We start from the raw sequence: 17,237 nt of genomic DNA, 5'->3' as shown, positions 1-17,237 counted from the left end.
AATCCGACTTGACCAGAGATAGAGGGTGTCATGGGTAACGAAAGCATCAATTGGGACAAGCTGGGTTTTGACTACATCAAGACCGACAAGCGGTTTCTCCAGACCTGGAAAAACGGCGAATGGCAAGCTGGCACCCTGACCGACGACAACGTGCTGCACATCAGCGAGGGCTCCACCGCCCTGCACTATGGCCAGCAGTGCTTCGAAGGCCTCAAGGCCTACCGCTGCAAGGACGGCTCGATCAACCTGTTCCGTCCGGACCAGAACGCCGCGCGCATGCAGCGCAGCTGCGCCCGCCTGCTGATGCCGCACGTGCCCACCGAGGACTTCATCGAAGCCTGCAAACAAGTGGTCAAGGCCAACGAGCGATTCATCCCGCCGTACGGCAGCGGCGGCGCGCTGTACCTGCGCCCGTTCGTGATCGGCACCGGTGACAACATTGGCGTGCGTACCGCGCCGGAGTTCATCTTCTCGGTGTTCTGCATCCCGGTTGGCGCCTACTTCAAGGGCGGCCTGGTGCCACACAACTTCCAGATCTCCACGTTCGACCGCGCCGCGCCGCAAGGCACCGGTGCCGCGAAAGTCGGCGGCAACTACGCCGCCAGCCTGATGCCGGGCTCGGAAGCGAAAAAATCCGGGTTCGCCGACGCGATCTACCTGGACCCGATGACCCACTCGAAGATCGAAGAAGTCGGCTCGGCCAACTTCTTCGGGATCACCCACGACAATAAGTTCATCACGCCGAAGTCGCCTTCGGTGCTGCCAGGCATCACCCGCCTGTCGCTGATCGAACTGGCCCAGACCCGCCTGGGCCTGGAAGTGGTCGAGGGCGAAGTGTTCATTGACAAGCTGTCCGACTTCAAAGAAGCGGGCGCCTGCGGCACCGCTGCGGTGATCTCGCCGATCGGCGGCATCCAGTACAACGGCCAGCTGCACGTGTTCCACAGCGAAACCGAAGTGGGCCCGCTCACCCAGAAGCTCTACAAAGAGCTGACCGGCGTGCAGACCGGCGATGTTGAAGCGCCAGCGGGTTGGATCGTAAAAGTCTAATCCAGCCACCCTGCAATACCCTGTGGGAGGGGGCTACACCCCTCCCACATGGGGCCCGCCTTGGGTTCAGGGAATATTCGCCGCAATCTTCTTGCCCATACTGATCCTCGGCTCCACCGCATACCCCAGCGCCTCATAGAACCCTGCCACTGCGTCATTGCCGCCGGTGATCTGCAGGTTGATCTTCATGCAGCCCAGTGCCGCCAACGCCTGTTCCGCATGCCGCACCAACGACGAACCCAGGCCATGGCGCTGATAGTCAGCGTGCACCGCCACCGAATACAGCCAGCCTCGATGGCCGTCATAGCCGGCGAGAATTGTGCCGATCACCGTTTTTTTATCCGTCGCGACGAAGAACAACCCATCATTGACCGCCAGCTTCTTATCGATCGCCAGGCTCGGCAGGTTGTGCGCGGTGTCATAGCCAAATGCTTGCTGCCATAGCGCGACCACCTGTGTGCGGTGTTGACGGTCGCGATACGGCCCGATGGGGTGGCGCGACAGCAGCGTCTTTTCCATCACCAGCGTGCGCTCGTTGCCGTGGTAGACGTCGCGCACGGTGTGAAACCCCAGCTTGGTATAGAACGGCTCGGCGGTCAGCGAGGCCGGCACGCTCAGCACCGTTACCCCGGCTTCACGGGCGCGCACCTCAATCTCGAGCATCAGCAGGCGACCAATGCCCTGCCCTTGCAGCGCCGGGTTGACGAACACCGAGCGCACCACGTTCGCCTCAAGGGCCGCCGTGGCGACAATCAATTGAGCCTGGACCGCCACCAGCACGACGCGGCGCTTGAGTAGTTCCAGCACAGCGTCGGCGGTGAAGTTGCTCGCCACTCGAGCGATCACATCCGCCGGGTAATCCCGCGCATTGCTGCTGTGCAGGGCCGCTAATATGACCTGGCTGATGCCTTCGGCATCGGTGGGCTGAGCGAGACGAACGGCGGTAGACATGATTCCTCCTGCCTGACACGACTATGACAAACACCACAATACCAATGTGGGAGGGAGCAAGCCCCCTCCCACAGTGTGACCCTATTTCAATCCTGCAGCCGATTCGGCTGCCGCACCCACCTTTTCAGCTTTCCCGGCTGAACCGCTGCGTTGTTTCAGCCGGGATTCACCCCGTACAGCGCCCAAAATAGCGGCACAAGATCCCCCATGGACCCGTGCCCCCATGCAAACCACCAACACCGTCCTGATGATTCGCCCGGCGCGCTTTGCCTTCAACCCGGACACCGCGATCAACAACCGTTTCCAGCGCCAGCCCCTGGACCCGCTCAACGCACAGCACAAAGCGCTGGAAGAGTTCGACGGGTATGTCGCGACCCTGCGCCGGCACGGCGTGGAAGTGCTGGTGGTGCAAGACACCCCGGCGCCCCACACGCCCGACTCGATCTTCCCCAACAACTGGTGGAGCAGCCACGCCGACGGCAGCCTGGTGCTGTACCCGATGGAAGGCCAGAACCGACGATTGGAGCGCAACAAAGGTGTGCTGCAAGTGTTGGAGCAACGTTTTACGGTCAAGCACACCATTGACCTCAGCCATCTGGAACAGCAGAACATCTTCCTCGAGGGCACCGGCAGCATGGTGCTCGACCGCCAGCACCGCATCAGCTACGCCTGCCACTCCGGGCGCACTCATCAGGACGCCCTGCGCCAATTCGCCGAACGCCTCGACTACCAACTGTGTGTATTCCACGCGGTCGACCGTCACCGCACGCCGATCTACCACAGCAACGTGATGATGAGCGTGGGCCGCGACCTCTCGGTGGTGTGCCTGCAAGCCCTGCCCGAGGAAGGTGAACGCCAGGCCCTGGAACGCTCCCTGCGCGACACCGGCAAGGACATCGTCGCGCTGGACTTCGACCAGTTGGAAGCCTTCGCCGGCAACATGCTCGAAGTGCATGACCGCGACGGCCAGCCGCTGCTGGTGATGTCCGCGAGTGCCTGGGGCGCGTTGCAACCGGCCCAGCGTCAACACGTGGAACGCCATACGCGACCGGTGGTGGTGAACATCGACAACATCGAACGCATCGGCGGCGGCAGTGCCCGCTGCATGCTGGCGGAAGTCCATCTGCCCGCCCGCGCCTCATTTCAATAAGGAGTCTTGCCATGACCCGCTATATCGACGTAAACGACCTCAGCTACCTGGTCTCGCAAAAAGGCTTGCAAACCTGCATCAGCGAGATGGCCGAATACATCCACGCCGACTACCTGCGCTGGCAGGATTTCGAAAAATGCGCACGTCTGGCCAACCACTCGCCGGAGGGCGTGATCGAGCTGATGCCGGTGTCCGACGCGTCGCTGTACGCGTTCAAATACGTTAACGGTCACCCGAAAAACACCCTGGCCGGCATGCTCACCGTCATGGCCTTTGGCGCCCTGGGCGATGTCGACACCGGTAAACCCGTACTGCTGGCGGAAATGACCCTGACCACCGCCATCCGCACCGCCGCCACCTCGGCGCTGGTGGCGCGCTACCTGGCCCGCGACAACAGCCGCAGCATGGCGTTGATCGGCAACGGCTCCCAAAGCGAATTCCAGGCCCTGGCCTTCCACGCCATGCTCGGCATCAATGAAATTCGCCTGTTCGATATCGACGCCAAGGCCACCGCCAAGCTGGCGGCCAACCTCAAGGCGTTCCCGGCGATCAAGGTGATCCTGGCCGCCAGCGTGGCCGAAGCGGTCAAAGGCGCGGACATCGTCACCACCGTGACCGCCGACAAGGCCTACGCCACCATCCTCACCAACGAGATGATCGAGCCGGGCATGCACCTCAACGCCGTGGGCGGCGACTGCCCGGGCAAGACCGAGCTGGACCGCCGCATCGTCGAGCGCGCCCGGGTGATCGTCGAGTACGAACCGCAAAGCCGCATCGAAGGTGAGATCCAACACATGCCGCCAGACTCACCGGTGACCGAACTGTGGCAAGTGATCAACGGCCAGCAACCCGGCCGCGAAAACGCACGCCAGGTCACGCTGTTCGACTCGGTGGGCTTTGCCATCGAAGACTACTCGGCCCTGCGTTACGTGTTGGACGTGGCCCAGGCCCTGGATGTAGGCCGCGAGCTGGAGCTGGTGCCTGACCTCGCCGACCCCAAGGACCTGTTCGCACGCCTGGCCCAACAGCCCGGCGTACAGCACAAAAAGCGCGCCTGAGACCGCTCTGGCCTGCCGCTTTGCGCCCAGGCCAGGTCAGATTTCGACGAGTAAAAAGCCGATTTAGCGCGTGCGGCAGCCGATTCCGCTGCATTGCGCTTTTTAACAGCGCAATTTGCCCTTTGCGCACGGGGTAAACGACACAAAAAACGCACCATCATGAAGCATTCTGAGCCCGACCAAAGCGTCACCCAATGCATGCAAGCCGCACCTTTTTCTACTGCCCTGACATCAATTACAAAATATAGGGACTACACCATGACCCCATTGCGATCACTCATCGCTGCGTTGCTGTTGCCACTGTGCGCCACCGCCGCCCACGCCCAGGAATGGAAAGAAATCCGCTTCGGCGTGTTCCCCGAATACCCTCCCTTCGAATCCGTCGCCGCCGACGGCAGCCTGCAAGGCTTCGATATCGAATTAGGCAATGCGATCTGCGCCAAGCTCGAAGTGAAATGCACCTGGGTGCACAACGAATTCGACGGCATGATCCCGGCACTGCGCGCGCGTAAGTTCGACGCCATCATGTCGTCGATGGCCGTGACCCCGGCCCGCGAAAAACAGATCGACTTCACCGACCGCCTGTTCCTCAGCCCGACTTCGGTGATCACCCGCAAAAATGCCGACTTCGGCGACACCCCGCAATCGCTCAAGGGCAAGCAGGTCGGCGTGCTGCAAGGCTCGCTGCAGGAAGCCTATGCCCGCGCGCAGTTGACCAGGCTCGGTGCCCAGGTCAAGGCGTACCAGTCCCAGGACCAGAACTACGCCGACCTGCAGAACGGGCGCCTCGACGCCACCCTGACCGACAAGCTCGAAGCGCAGCTCAACTTCCTGTCCAAGCCTGAAGGCGCCGACTTCAAGACCGGCCCGGCCTTCAAGGACCCGACCCTGCCCCTGGACATCGCCATGGGCCTGCGCAAGAACGATCAGGAACTGCGTGCGCTGATCAACAAGGGCATCGCTGCCGTGCAGGCCGATGGCACTTATGCGCAGATCCAGCAAAAGTACTTCGGCGACCAAGACATCTACCACGAGTAAGCCATCACAATCCCCTGTGTGAGATGGCTTATGTGGGAGGGGGCTTGCTCCCGATGAGGGCGCGCCAGTCGGCACATGTATTGACTGACCCACCGCTATCGGGAGCAAGCCCCCTCCCCCAAAAGCCTCTCCCACAAGGGTATGTCTGCGCCCTTCAGAGATTCTTCCGATGAACGACTTTCTCAACCTGCACGGCTACGGCCCGATGCTGGCCCAGGGTGCCTGGATGACGCTCAAGCTGGCGTTCCTCGCACTGGCCCTGAGCCTCGCCCTGGGCCTGATTGCCGCCGGCGCGAAGCTGTCCAGCGCCAAATGGCTGCGCATACCGGCCACGCTGTACACCACGCTGATCCGCAGCGTGCCGGACCTGGTGCTGATCCTGCTGATTTTCTACAGCCTGCAACTGTGGCTGAACGACCTGACCGAAACCTTCGGCTGGGACTACTTCGAAATCGACCCCTTCACCGCTGGGGTGATCACCCTGGGCTTTATCTACGGGGCATATTTCACCGAGAACTTCCGTGGCGCGATCCTCAGCGTGCCGGCCGGCCAACTGGAAGCCGCCACCGCCTACGGCCTGAGCCGCTGGCAGCGTTTCCATCTGGTGCTATTCCCGCAATTGATGCGCTTTGCGCTGCCGGGTCTGGGCAATAACTGGCTGGTGCTGCTCAAGTCCACGGCGCTGGTTTCGATCATCGGCCTGTCGGACCTGGTAAAGGCCGCGCAAAACGCCGGCAAGACCACCAGCGAGCCGCTGTACTTCCTGATCCTCGCAGGCCTGGTGTACCTGGTGATCACCACCCTCTCCAACCGCATCTTCAAGCGCCTCGAACGGCGCTACAACCTCGGCATCAAGGGGATGGCGCGATGATCGAACTGTTCCAGCAATACGGCCTGGACTACGTGTTCAGCGATGGCGCGGGGTTATCCGGCGTGGCCATGACGCTATGGCTGTTCATTGTCTCGGTGGTACTCGGCTTTTTTCTGTCGATCCCGTTGGCACTGGCCCGGGTCTCGGCGCATTTCTGGCTGCGCTGGCCGGTCGAGATGTACACCTACCTGTTCCGTGGCACGCCGTTGTATATCCAACTGCTGATTTGCTACACCGGGCTGTACAGCCTGGAGGTGGTGCAGGACAACGCCCTGCTCAATCAATTTTTCCGCAATGCATTGAACTGCACCCTGCTGGCCTTTGTGCTCAACACCTGCGCCTACACCGTGGAAATCTTCGCCGGCGCTATCCGCAATATTCCCCACGGCGAGATCGAAGCCGCGCGCGCCTATGGCCTGCACGGCTGGCGGCTGAATCTGTTTGTGGTGGTTCCGGCGGCCTTGCGCCGTGCGTTGCCGGCCTACAGCAACGAAATGATCCTGATGCTGCACGCCACGTCGCTGGCGTTCACCGCCACGGTCGCCGACATTCTCAAAGTGGCCCGCGACGCCAATGCCGAAACCTTCCTGACCTTCCAGGCCTTCGGTATCGCGGCCCTGCTGTACATGCTGCTGTCCTTTGCACTGGTGGGCCTGTTTCGACTGGCCGAACGTCGCTGGATGCGTTTTCTTGTTCCTACCCGAGGCTAACCCATGAATCAGTCCGCGCAGGCCCTGGCCACCTATCCTGTCGATATTCCCGCGGCCAAAACCGCAACCGCTGCCGTCAAGCTCCAGGTCGAAGGCATCCATAAACGCTACGGCGAACACGAGGTGCTCAAGGGCGTGTCCCTCAACGCCCGCCACGGCGATGTGATCAGCCTGATCGGCGCCAGCGGCTCGGGCAAAAGCACCCTGCTGCGCTGCATCAACTTTCTGGAACAGCCGGACGCCGGGGTCATCACCCTGGACGGCATCAGCATTCAAATGCAACAAGGCCGCGCAGGTACCCGCGCACCGCATCAGGCGCAATTGCAGAACCTGCGCACGCGCCTGGCCATGGTGTTCCAGCACTTCAACCTGTGGAGCCACATGACCGTGCTGGAGAACATCACCATGGCCCCGCGCCGAGTGCTGGGGGTGAGCGCGGCCGAGGCGGAACAACGTGCGCGCCTGTACCTGGACAAAGTCGGCTCTGCCCGGCCGCGTGGCGGATCAATACCCGGCATTTCTGTCCGGCGGCCAGCAACAGCGCGTGGCCATCGCACGCGCCCTGGCGATGGAACCGGAAATTATCCTGTTCGACGAACCCACCTCCGCACTGGACCCAGAACTTGTAGGAGAAGTCCTCAAAGTCATACAGACGTTGGCCGAGGAAGGCCGTACCATGCTGATGGTCACCCACGAGATGGGCTTTGCCCGCCAGGTGTCCAGCCAAGTGCTGTTCCTGCATCAGGGTAGGGTCGAGGAACAAGGCGGTGCCGAGATCCTCGACCACCCCAACAGCGAACGCTTGCAGCAATTTCTTTCCAACCGTTTGAAGTGAAACCCATGGATACCAAGGCCAACGGACCCCATACCTCCCCCGCGCTGGACCGCATCGATGAGGCAATCATCGAAGTACTGCGCCATCAGGGGCGTATCACCTACGAAAAGCTCTCGTCGCTGGTGCATCTCACCCCCAGGCCCTGCCTGGAACGGGTGCGCAAGCTGGAGCGACGCGGGGTGATCCGTGGGTACGGGGCGATCATCGATGTGCAGATGGTCTCACCGGGGCTGTCGCTGCTGGTGCTGGTGGCCTTGTCCAACCAAAGCGGGCGCTCGGCACAAAGGGCGTTCGAGGCCTGCGTGAAAGCGTGCCCCCAGGTGTTCGAATGCCAGTTGATCAGCGGGCCGTTTGACTACAGCCTGAGGATGCGCTGCCGGGACATGGAGCATTACCGGGTGCTGACGGAGACCTGGTTGAACAATGATGAGCTGCATATCGACAAGCTCGTGGCGCATCCCGAACTCGCGGTCGTCAAGAACACCGCCACTGAACTGACCTGATCGTCCGCCCCACAACACTGGAGATTTAATGTGGGCGGGGGGCATCAGTTAGATAGTCACCCGCCCGCTCGCCACAGGTTACTTTTTGCCCACCCTTAACTGACTGGCATCGGGTCAAGCCTCCCAGATTTTTAACCCTGCCCGCTTGAAATACGTTTGCCGGGTCTAGCGCCAACCAGCTTCGCCTGCCCATCCTTTTGCTTGCCGGTACGCGCCTCGCTGATCAACCCCGGTATCAGCTTGCCCTCCGGCAGGTTCTTCCAGAACCGACTTGGCAGGTGCCCCTCCATCACCTTGGGGTTCAGCCGCGCCGGATTGAAAATATGGCTGTAGTACGTCAACCACATGGCGCTGTGCGGGTCTTCAACAGTTTGCGCCAGCTGGCGCCAGGCTTCGGGACATTGGCGCTCGTGAATCAATTGCTCGCCGTCGTAATACACCGCGTCCAATGGCGTGGCGATCATCCAGCGATGACGCCCCATGCGCCCGACAAAATGCTGGCTGGCGGGTTTAAGGATGTCATGAGCCGGTTCGTGCCAGGCTACGTACTCCGGCAACTGCGGCCCCGCCTCGGCTGGCAGCGCAATGAACCGCACAAACGCGTGCAGGTGATGGGCTTCACGGCTGACCTGCTTGATGCGCCGCTGCAACTCGCTGCCCAATTTGTCACCTGCCAGCATCGCCGTGCGATCCCCATGGCTGACCCGCCATAGCACTTCGTACAACAGGCTCCAGCGTTGATCGCCGTGGTAGCAGGCGGCTGATTCAAGCAGCTCGATCAACGCTTTGGGGATCCGCGCCTGAAACGGCCCAAGCCCGGTGGGTATCGGCTCATCGGTGGCAAACAGGTCCGCCACCTCGGCCTCGCCCCAACAGACCTGGCTGGGGTCGACCTGATGGCTGAGCAACCAGCGCGCCTGTTCGCGCCAGGTGCTGAACAGGTTGTCGCATTCCAGGCTGATCATCCCCACAACCCCATCTGCTGCGGCTGCGGGCGGTCACGCAGTTGTTCGCGCAGCAGCACGCTGGTGCTTTCAGCCTGTTGCGGGTGGTAGTCGCTGGTGATGAAAAACGGCTTGGCCTTGGCCAGCACGCAACGCATGCGGGTCAGGTCTTCGAAGCGGATCTTGCGCTCGCGGCGCAGGTCCACCAGCCGCTGGGTGGTGCGCAGGCCAATGCCTGGGATACGCGCGATCAGGGTGGGTTCGGCGCGGTTCAGGTCCAGCGGGAACACCTCGCGATGCTCCAGGGCCCAGGCCAGCTTGGGATCGATGTCCAACGCCAAATGGCCAGGGCCCTGGAACAGTTCGCCCGCGTTGAAGCCATAGCTGCGCAGCAGAAAATCCGCCTGATACAAACGGTGCTCGCGCATCAGCGGCGGCGCCGCCAGGGGCACGCTCTTGGGGCTGTTGGGAATGGGGCTGAACGCCGAGTAATACACGCGGCGCAACTTGAAGTTGCCGTACAACGCCTCGGCACCGTGGAGGATGGTGCTGTCGTCGGTGTCGTCGGCGCCGACGATCATCTGCGTGCTCTGCCCAGCCGGTGCAAACCGTGGCGCGCGGGGTTCGTTGAAGACGGTCTGCTCGCCGGTATAGATGGTCTGCATGGCCTGCTTGATCGAGCCGATCTGCTTCTCCGGCGCCAACGTCCGCAGGCTGGCGTCAGTGGGCAGCTCGATGTTCACACTGAGGCGATCGGCATAGCGCCCGGCCTCGGCAATCAGCGCCGGGTCGGCTTCAGGGATGGTCTTGAGGTGGATATAACCGCGAAAGTCATGCTCTTGGCGCAACAGCTTGGCCACGCGCACCAACTGCTCCATGGTGTAGTCGGCCGAACGGATGATGCCGGAGCTGAGAAACAACCCGCTGACGCAATTGCGCCGGTAGAAATCCAGGGTCAGGGACACCACCTCCTCCGGGCTGAAACGTGCACGGGGCACATCGCTGGAGCGGCGGTTGACGCAGTATTGGCAGTCGTAGAGACAGAAGTTGGTGAGCAACACCTTGAGCAGCGATACGCAGCGCCCATCGGGTGTGTAGCTATGGCAGATGCCCATGCCATCGGTGGAACCCAGCCCCGCCTTGCCCTCGGAGCTGCGCTTGGGCGCGCCGCTGCTGGCGCACGAAGCGTCGTACTTGGCGGCGTCGGCGAGAATGCTGAGTTTTTCGATCAACTGCATGGAGGGCTGCCTGATACTGGTTTTTTGTACAGTATCAGCCAACCCTTCGGCTCACAAGCGCAGCCCGTCAGCTGGCGGAGGCCAGCAACAGGTCCTGCACCGAGCGGCCCTTGCCGCGGTTACGGTCGTTTTCGTACAACGACGCAGCAATTTCATCGGCGCGAATCGGCAGGATCGACAACAGCGTGTCGCTCAACCCGTGGCTGGCCTGGCTGAACCCCTGGATGTAGATGCCGGCCTTGCAGCGCTCATCGGTCACGATGCGGTAGTCACGGGCCACTTCGAAGTCACCCATGTAGGCTTCCAGCGGCGCCAGCAGTTCGCGGTGCATCTGGCGCTCGTAACCGGTGGCCAACACCACGGCATCGTAGTGATTGACGGTGACCTCGCCGGTGGCATTGTTGCGCAGGGTCAACTCCACACCCAGCGGGCCCGCCACAGCCTTTTCGACCACGGTCATGGTGCGGAACGCATGGCGGGCAATACCGGAGACTTTCTGGCGGTAGAAAATCCCGTAGATACGTTCGATCAGGTCCAGGTCCACCACCGAATAGTTGGTGTTCTGGTACTCGGCGACCAGCCGCTCACGCTCGGCGCCGACCTGCTGGAACACCAGGTCGGTAAAGGCCGGCGAGAACACCTCATTGACGAACGGGCTATCATCGGCCGGCTTGAGCGCCGAGCCGCGCAGGATCATGTCGACCTGCACCGACGGGTAGCTGTCATTGAGGTCGATAAAGGCCTCGGCAGCGCTCTGGCCACCGCCGATGATCGCGATACGCATCGCCTTGCCCTCGACACACGGCTGCTGCGCCATGCGCGCCAGGTATTGCGAGTGGTGGAACACGCGGCCGTCGTCCCTGAGCGCCTTGAATGCCTCGGGTACCCGAGGGGTGCCGCCGGCGCTGACCACCACCGAACGGGTGGTGCGCACATGCTGCTCGCCCAGGGCATCGCGGGAAATCACACGCAGCGCCTCGACCTGCTGCTGATGCAGGATCGGTTCGATCGCCAGCACTTCTTCGCCATATCGGCCCTGGCCCTGGAATTGCGCCGCGACCCAGCGCAGGTAGTCGTTGTATTCCATGCGGCACGGATAAAAGGTGCCCAGGTTAATGAAGTCGACCAGGCGATCGTGGGCTTTCAGATAATTGACAAAGGAGTACGGGCTGGTGGGGTTGCGCAGGGTCACCAGGTCCTTGAGGAACGAAATCTGCAGTTCGCTCTGGGTCACCAGGGTATTGCCGTGCCAGCGGTAGTCGGCCTGCTTGTCGAGAAACAACGCATCCAGTTTGCCCTGGGTTTTCTCGCGTTCCTGCAGGGCGATGGCCAGCGCCAGGTTCGATGGGCCGAAACCGATACCGATAAGGTCGTGAACCGCGGGCGAAGCAATTGCCTGTGTCATTCCAGTGTCCTCTGGATAAGCCCCTGGCGATGGGGCGGGGAATACCTTCAAGACCTGCACAACAGGTCGTGTGTTGATAGGAAACGAGGACAGTGAAATAAAATTTAACTGATCGGCGATCAGTGCGCGTCCCACTCGCGCATCCGCACGCGGCAATGTTTCATGGCATTGACGATGTGTTTTTCCACCAGTGCGCGGGAAATATTCAGGCGCTCGGCGATTTGCAGATGAGTCAAACCATCGAGCTTGCGCAGCAGGAAGCTGTTGCGACAGGCCGCCGGCAACTCGGCCAGGGCGCGCTCAAGCAGCTCCAGGCGCTGGCTCTGGTCGTGACTGGCATGGGGGGAAGTGGCAGAAAAGCGCTCTTCGCTGTCGAGGGTTTCCAGCGGTTCGTGCTGACGCAGGGCATTGCGCCGATGGCCATCGATCACCAGGTTGAGCGCGGTGCGGTATAGAAACGCGCGCGGCTGATCGATGGGGGTGTCGCTGGAACGCTCGAGTACCCGCACATAAGCGTCATGCACCACATCTTCGGCCACCTGACGGTTGCCCAGCTTGGCGTTGAGGAAACACACCAGCTCGCGATAGTAGTTTTCCAACATGACTCCCGTCCGCCGAAAGGGGCGGTATCCGTTCCTTGAGCACCTGAAAATGACAGCCGATTGGGTAATGGCAGTTTGACCAAGTGCAATTTATAGTAATTCTCATCTACTTTTAAAGAAGTCTTACGCCAGCGGTCGATTTTTTTGCGTATTCCACCTGTTACACGGTGTGTAACGGCCTAAATCCTCGGGCATTTTTCTCGTTTAACTGTCAGCTCCGCGCAACCGCGCTCCGAACTTTCCCGGCTGGAACCTAAGCATGAAACGCCCTCGACCTGCCCGACGCGCCCTGCTTGTTGTAGCGTGCCTGATCCCCGTGCTTGCCGTCGCCGCCTGGCAGGTACTGCCGCCGGGTCGCGATACGCTGACCACCGTCGCCGTCACGCGCGGCACTATCGAAAACAGCGTGACCGCCCTGGGCACTCTGCAACCACGGCGTTACGTGGATGTCGGCGCCCAGGCCTCCGGGCAGATTCGCAAGATCCACGTCGAGGCCGGCGATCAGGTCCAGGAAGGCCAATTGCTGGTGGAGATCGACCCGTCCACGCAAAAAGCCAAGCTCGACGCCAGCCGCTATGCCATCGAAAACCTCAAGGCCCAGTTTCGGGAGCAACAGGCCCAGCACGCACTGGCCCGCCAGAAGTACCAACGCCAGCAGCGCCTGGTGGCCGGCAACGCCACCCGCGAAGAGGATGTGCAAACCGCCAAGGCGCAATTGAACGCCACCCAGGCCCGGGTCGACATGTTCCAGGCGCAGATTCTCCAGGCCCAGGCCAGCCTGCGCAGCGATGAGGCCGAGCTGGGCTATACACGCATCTATGCGCCGATGAGCGGCACAGTGGTTGCGGTGGACGCGCGGGTCGGCCAGACCCTCAACGCCCAGCAGCAAACGCCGCTGATCCTGCGTATCGCCAAGTTGTCGCCGATGACCGTGTGGGCTGAAGTGTCGGAGGCCGATATCGGCCACGTCAAACCCGGCATGACCGCGTATTTCACCACGCTGAGCGGCGGCAACCGGCGTTGGGCCAGCACTGTGCGGCAGATCCTGCCGATCCCGCCCAAGCCCTTGAGCGAGACCCAGGGCAGCGGCAGCCCCAACGGTTTCGGCAAAAGCGGCACCGGCCGCGTGGTGCTGTACACCGTGCTGCTGGATGTGGACAACAGCGACAATGCCTTGATGGCGGAAATGACCACCCAGGTGTTTTTTGTCGCCGGCCAAGCCAAGGACACACTCACCGCGCCGGTTGCCGCGCTGCTCGGCAACGGCAGCACCGACAAGCAGATCGCCCGGGTGGTCCTGCCGAACGGGCGCATCGAAGAGCGCGAAGTGCAACTGGGCCTCAGCGACCGCCTGCGGGTGCAGGTACTCGGCGGCCTGAGCGAAGGCGATCACCTGGTGATCGGCCCAGCCGACGGCACCGGGGTTGAATTGACCACACCGCTGATTGAACTCAAGCACATCCGCAAATCCTACGGCGGCGGCGACAGCCCGCAGGTCGACGTCTTGCGTGGCATCGACCTGTCGATCCACGCCGGCGAGTTTGTCGCCATCGTCGGCGCTTCCGGTTCCGGCAAGTCCACCTTGATGAACATCCTCGGTTGCCTCGACCGCCCGAGTGCGGGCGACTACCTGTTCGCCGGGGAAAACGTCGCCCATCTGGACAGCGACGAGCTGGCCTGGCTGCGTCGCGAGGCGTTTGGCTTCGTCTTCCAGGGCTACCACCTGATCCCCTCGGGCTCGGCCCAGGAAAACGTCGAAATGCCGGCGATCTATGCCGGTACCAGTACCGCCGAGCGCCAGGCCCGGGCCACCGCCCTGCTCACCCGCCTGGGCCTGGCGGAGCGCACCGGCAACCGTCCTCATCAACTGTCCGGCGGGCAGCAGCAACGGGTCTCGATTGCCCGCGCCCTGATGAACGGCGGCCATATCATCCTCGCCGATGAACCCACCGGCGCCCTCGACAGCCACAGCGGCGCCGAGGTGATGACCCTGCTGGACGAACTGGCCGGCCAGGGCCATGTGGTCATCCTGATTACCCACGACCGCGAGGTGGCGGCGCGAGCCAACCGCATCATCGAGATTCGTGACGGCCTGATCATCAGCGATTCGGCCGAGCACCGCCCGCTCGCCCCTATCGCCCACAGCGGCGCCCTGCAAGCCGTGGACCTGCGCCGGCGGCTGAGCGACGGCGTCGAACACAATGGCGCCTGGAAGGCCGAAGTGGTGGATGCCGTGCAAGCGGCCTGGCGCGTCATGTGGATCAACCGTTTTCGCACGGCGCTGACCCTGCTGGGGATCATCATCGGCGTGGCCTCGGTGGTGGTAATGCTGGCGGTCGGCGAAGGCAGCAAACGCCAGGTCATGGCGCAAATGGGCGCGTTCGGCTCCAACATCCTCTACCTGAGCGGCGCATCGCCCAACCCGCGCACGCCGCCGGGGGTGATTACGCTCAGTGACGTCGCGGCGCTGGCGGCGTTGCCTCAGGTCAAGCGCATCATGCCGGTCAACGGCAGCGCAGCCGGCGTGCGCTATGGCAACCTCGACTACATGGCCTATGTGGGCGGCAACGACACCAACTTCCCGGACATCTTCAACTGGCCAGTGGTCGAGGGCAGCTATTTCACCGCCGCCGACGAACGCACCGGCGCCACGGTCGCCGTGATCGGCCATCGTATCCGCCAGCGGCTGTTCAAGGCCCCGGTCAACCCGATCGGCCAGTACATCCTGATTGAAAACGTGCCCTTCCAAGTGATCGGCGTGCTCGCGGAAAAAGGCGCCGCCTCCGGCGACAAGGACAGCGACGACCGCATCGCCATCCCCTACACCGCCGCCAGCGTGCGCCTGTTCGGCAGCTACAACCCCGAATACGTGGTGATTGCCGCCGCTGATGCGCGTCGGGTTCACGAAACCGAAGTGGCGATCGACCAGTTGATGCAAAAGCTGCACAACGGTAAACGCGACTACGAGTTGACCAACAACGCCGCGATGATCCAGGCCGAAGCGCGTACCCAGAACACCCTGTCGCTGATGCTCGGTTCGATTGCCGCGATTTCGCTGCTGGTGGGAGGGATCGGTGTCATGAACATCATGCTGATGACCGTGCGCGAGCGCACCCGTGAGATCGGCATCCGCATGGCCACCGGCGCCCGCCAGCGCGACATCCTGCGCCAGTTCCTCACCGAAGCGGTGATGCTCTCGGTGGTCGGCGGCCTGTGCGGTATCGCCCTGGCGCTGCTGGTGGGTGGCGTGTTGGTGCTGGCCAAGGTGGCGGTGCAGTTTTCCTTGGTGGCGGTACTCGGCGCATTTGGTTGTGCGCTGGTCACCGGCGTCGTATTCGGCTTTATGCCGGCCCGTAAAGCTGCCCGGCTCGATCCGGTTAAGGCGTTGACCAGTGAATAAACGACCCATCCCCGCTCACCCGTGCGTGCTCAGCCTGTGCCTGTTGCTCGGCGCCTGCGCCGGCAACCCTGCGGCCGTCGACAGCGAAATCACGCCGCCGGCGGCCTGGCAATACGTCGGGGGCGAAGCCGCCCAGACCGCCCACCCACAATGGTGGGCGCAGTTCGGCAGCCCGCAACTCAACCGCCTGGTCGTTCAGGCCCGGCATGACAGCGTTGACGTGGCCGCGGCCATGGCTCGCGTGCGCCAGGCCCAGGCCACGGCGGTGATCGCCGGGGCGCCGCTGTTGCCCGAGGTGAAGTTCGACCTGAGCACCAGCCACCAGAAACTGATGCGCGGGCCCGGCGGCCCGAACCTGGATGCCTCGCCCAGCGAACGCACGGTCGACGGCTTCGGCGTCAACCTTGCCGCCAGTTACGAAGTGGACTTCTGGGGCGGCCGCGCCGCCGCCCGCGACAGCGCCCTGCACAGCCTGCGCGCCAGCGAATTCGACCGCGCCACCGTGGAGCTGACCCTGGTCAGCAACGTGGCCGACCGCTACGCACAAACCCTGGCCACCCGCCAGCGCCAGCAGATCGCCGAGTTGAACCTGGCCAATGCGCGCAATGTGCTCAAGCTGGTGCAAACCCGCTATGACGCAGGTTCCGCCACCGCCCTGGAATTGGCCCAGCAGAAAAGCCTGGTGGCCAGCCAACAGCGCCAGTTGCCATTGCTTGCCCAACTGGCCGAAGAATCCCGGATCACCCTCGCCGCCCTCCTCGGCCAACCGGTGCAAGCCCTGGACCTGGGCACCGAACCTTTCCAGGCCCTGACCTGGCCGACCATCGGCGCCGGCCTGCCCAGCCAACTGCTCAGCCGCCGACCGGATATCGCCAAGGCCGAAGCGGAACTCTCGGCGGCGCAAGCCAACGTCACAGTGGCCCGCGCCGCCATGCTGCCGGCCGTGACCCTCGGCGCGACCTTTGGCTCCGACGCCTACAAAGCCCTGGACATCCTGCGCAGCCCTTACTACACCCTGACCGCCGACCTGGTGGGGCCGATCTTCAACAACGGTCGTTTAAGCGCCGAGCGCGACAAGGCCCGTGCGCGCCAGGATGAACTGTTGCAAACCTATCGCGGCGCAATCATCAATGGGTTTGCCGATGTGGAAAAATCCCTCAGCAGCATCACGCGCCTGAACCAGCAGCGCGAATGGCAGGCAGAAGAACTGCAACAGGCGCAGACCGCCTTCCAGATCGCCGAAAGCCGCTACCAGGCGGGTGCCGAAGACCTGCTGACGGTACTGGAAACCCAACGCACCCTGTACGCCGCCCAGGACGCCCATGTGCAATTGCGTCTGTCGCGCCTGCAAGCCAGCATCGGGTTGTACAAGGCATTGGGGGGTGGCTGGCAAAGCGAACACTGATAAAAAATCCAAAATCCTACACAAGCTGTCTTCTCACCCTACATTCTTTAGACCGGGGTCCTTGGTAAAAAAGCCGC

At 62.6% G+C, this 17,237-nt stretch carries 14 protein-coding genes and 2 pseudogenes; 11 read left to right on the top strand and 5 right to left on the bottom strand.

Translation table 11 applies throughout. The features are described from left to right. The first annotated feature begins 30 nt into the window (after nt 1-30). Entirely contained in the window at nt 31-1,050 is a 1,020-nt protein-coding gene (locus tag AB4O23_RS14175) for a branched-chain amino acid aminotransferase (protein WP_017527033.1), read from the top strand. 66 nt (nt 1,051-1,116) lie between these two features. Here the strand turns inward: AB4O23_RS14175 and AB4O23_RS14170 are convergent, their stop codons facing one another. After that, nucleotides 1,117-2,001, bottom strand: coding sequence for a GNAT family acetyltransferase (locus tag AB4O23_RS14170; RefSeq protein ID WP_083221593.1), 885 nt, complete (start codon nt 1,999-2,001; stop codon nt 1,117-1,119). A 223-nt stretch (nt 2,002-2,224) separates the two neighbouring features. On the opposite strand from AB4O23_RS14170, the gene ctlX reads away from it, so the two are divergent. The 7 genes and pseudogenes from ctlX to AB4O23_RS14135 all read left to right on the top strand — a co-directional run bounded on the left by ctlX (nt 2,225) and on the right by AB4O23_RS14135 (nt 8,166). Continuing rightward, nucleotides 2,225-3,151, top strand: a complete 927-nt coding sequence (gene ctlX, locus AB4O23_RS14165; protein WP_223496584.1) for a citrulline utilization hydrolase CtlX — start codon at nt 2,225-2,227, stop codon at nt 3,149-3,151. A gap of 11 nt (nt 3,152-3,162) precedes the next feature. Further along, entirely contained in the window at nt 3,163-4,209 is a 1,047-nt protein-coding gene (locus AB4O23_RS14160) for an ornithine cyclodeaminase (RefSeq protein WP_065877564.1), read from the top strand. Between the two features lie 258 nt (nt 4,210-4,467). After that, the gene (locus tag AB4O23_RS14155; protein ID WP_017527030.1) at nt 4,468-5,247 is read left to right on the top strand and encodes an ABC transporter substrate-binding protein; all 780 of its coding nucleotides are present in this window, start codon (nt 4,468-4,470) and stop codon (nt 5,245-5,247) included. A 169-nt stretch (nt 5,248-5,416) separates the two neighbouring features. Beyond that, nucleotides 5,417-6,118, top strand: a complete 702-nt coding sequence (locus AB4O23_RS14150) for an ABC transporter permease (RefSeq protein WP_017527029.1) — start codon at nt 5,417-5,419, stop codon at nt 6,116-6,118. Next, the gene (locus tag AB4O23_RS14145; RefSeq protein WP_460063659.1) at nt 6,115-6,828 is read left to right on the top strand and encodes an ABC transporter permease; all 714 of its coding nucleotides are present in this window, start codon (nt 6,115-6,117) and stop codon (nt 6,826-6,828) included. The genes AB4O23_RS14150 and AB4O23_RS14145 overlap by 4 nt, the downstream gene beginning before the upstream one ends. Nucleotides 6,829-6,831: 3 nt before the next feature. After that, a pseudogene (locus tag AB4O23_RS14140) lies at nt 6,832-7,663 on the top strand (ABC transporter ATP-binding protein). A gap of 5 nt (nt 7,664-7,668) precedes the next feature. Further along, on the top strand, nt 7,669-8,166 hold the full coding sequence (locus AB4O23_RS14135; protein ID WP_017527026.1) for an Lrp/AsnC family transcriptional regulator: 498 nt from the start codon (nt 7,669-7,671) through the stop codon (nt 8,164-8,166). Between the two features lie 131 nt (nt 8,167-8,297). Here the strand turns inward: AB4O23_RS14135 and AB4O23_RS14130 are convergent, their stop codons facing one another. The 4 genes from AB4O23_RS14130 to AB4O23_RS14115 all read right to left on the bottom strand — a co-directional run bounded on the left by AB4O23_RS14130 (nt 8,298) and on the right by AB4O23_RS14115 (nt 12,355). Next, nucleotides 8,298-9,131, bottom strand: coding sequence for a TIGR03915 family putative DNA repair protein (locus AB4O23_RS14130; RefSeq protein ID WP_017527025.1), 834 nt, complete (start codon nt 9,129-9,131; stop codon nt 8,298-8,300). Next, complete coding sequence (locus AB4O23_RS14125) at nt 9,128-10,348, bottom strand: putative DNA modification/repair radical SAM protein (protein WP_065877569.1); 1,221 nt, start codon at nt 10,346-10,348, stop codon at nt 9,128-9,130. Before AB4O23_RS14125 ends, AB4O23_RS14130 begins: the two co-directional genes overlap by 4 nt. A 67-nt stretch (nt 10,349-10,415) precedes the next feature. Then, nucleotides 10,416-11,753, bottom strand: a complete 1,338-nt coding sequence (locus tag AB4O23_RS14120) for a lysine N(6)-hydroxylase/L-ornithine N(5)-oxygenase family protein (RefSeq protein WP_017527023.1) — start codon at nt 11,751-11,753, stop codon at nt 10,416-10,418. A gap of 119 nt (nt 11,754-11,872) precedes the next feature. Continuing rightward, nucleotides 11,873-12,355, bottom strand: a complete 483-nt coding sequence (locus AB4O23_RS14115) for a sigma-70 family RNA polymerase sigma factor (protein WP_017527022.1) — start codon at nt 12,353-12,355, stop codon at nt 11,873-11,875. 259 nt (nt 12,356-12,614) lie between these two features. Here AB4O23_RS14115 and AB4O23_RS14110 point away from each other — a divergent pair. The 3 genes and pseudogenes from AB4O23_RS14110 to AB4O23_RS14100 all read left to right on the top strand — a co-directional run. Next, nucleotides 12,615-13,700, top strand: a pseudogene (locus AB4O23_RS14110) (efflux RND transporter periplasmic adaptor subunit); the annotation flags it as partial. Nucleotides 13,701-13,784: 84 nt separating this feature from the next. Beyond that, the gene (locus AB4O23_RS14105) at nt 13,785-15,755 is read left to right on the top strand and encodes a MacB family efflux pump subunit (protein WP_017527020.1); all 1,971 of its coding nucleotides are present in this window, start codon (nt 13,785-13,787) and stop codon (nt 15,753-15,755) included. Beyond that, nucleotides 15,748-17,160: an efflux transporter outer membrane subunit gene (locus AB4O23_RS14100; RefSeq protein WP_460089222.1), complete on the top strand. Its 1,413-nt coding sequence runs from the start codon at nt 15,748-15,750 to the stop codon at nt 17,158-17,160. Before AB4O23_RS14105 ends, AB4O23_RS14100 begins: the two co-directional genes overlap by 8 nt. Nucleotides 17,161-17,237: the final 77 nt, after the last annotated feature.

It is taken from the genome of Pseudomonas sp. H2_A10 (assembly GCF_054680085.1).
This window is presented reverse-complemented; position numbering and strand designations above follow the sequence as displayed.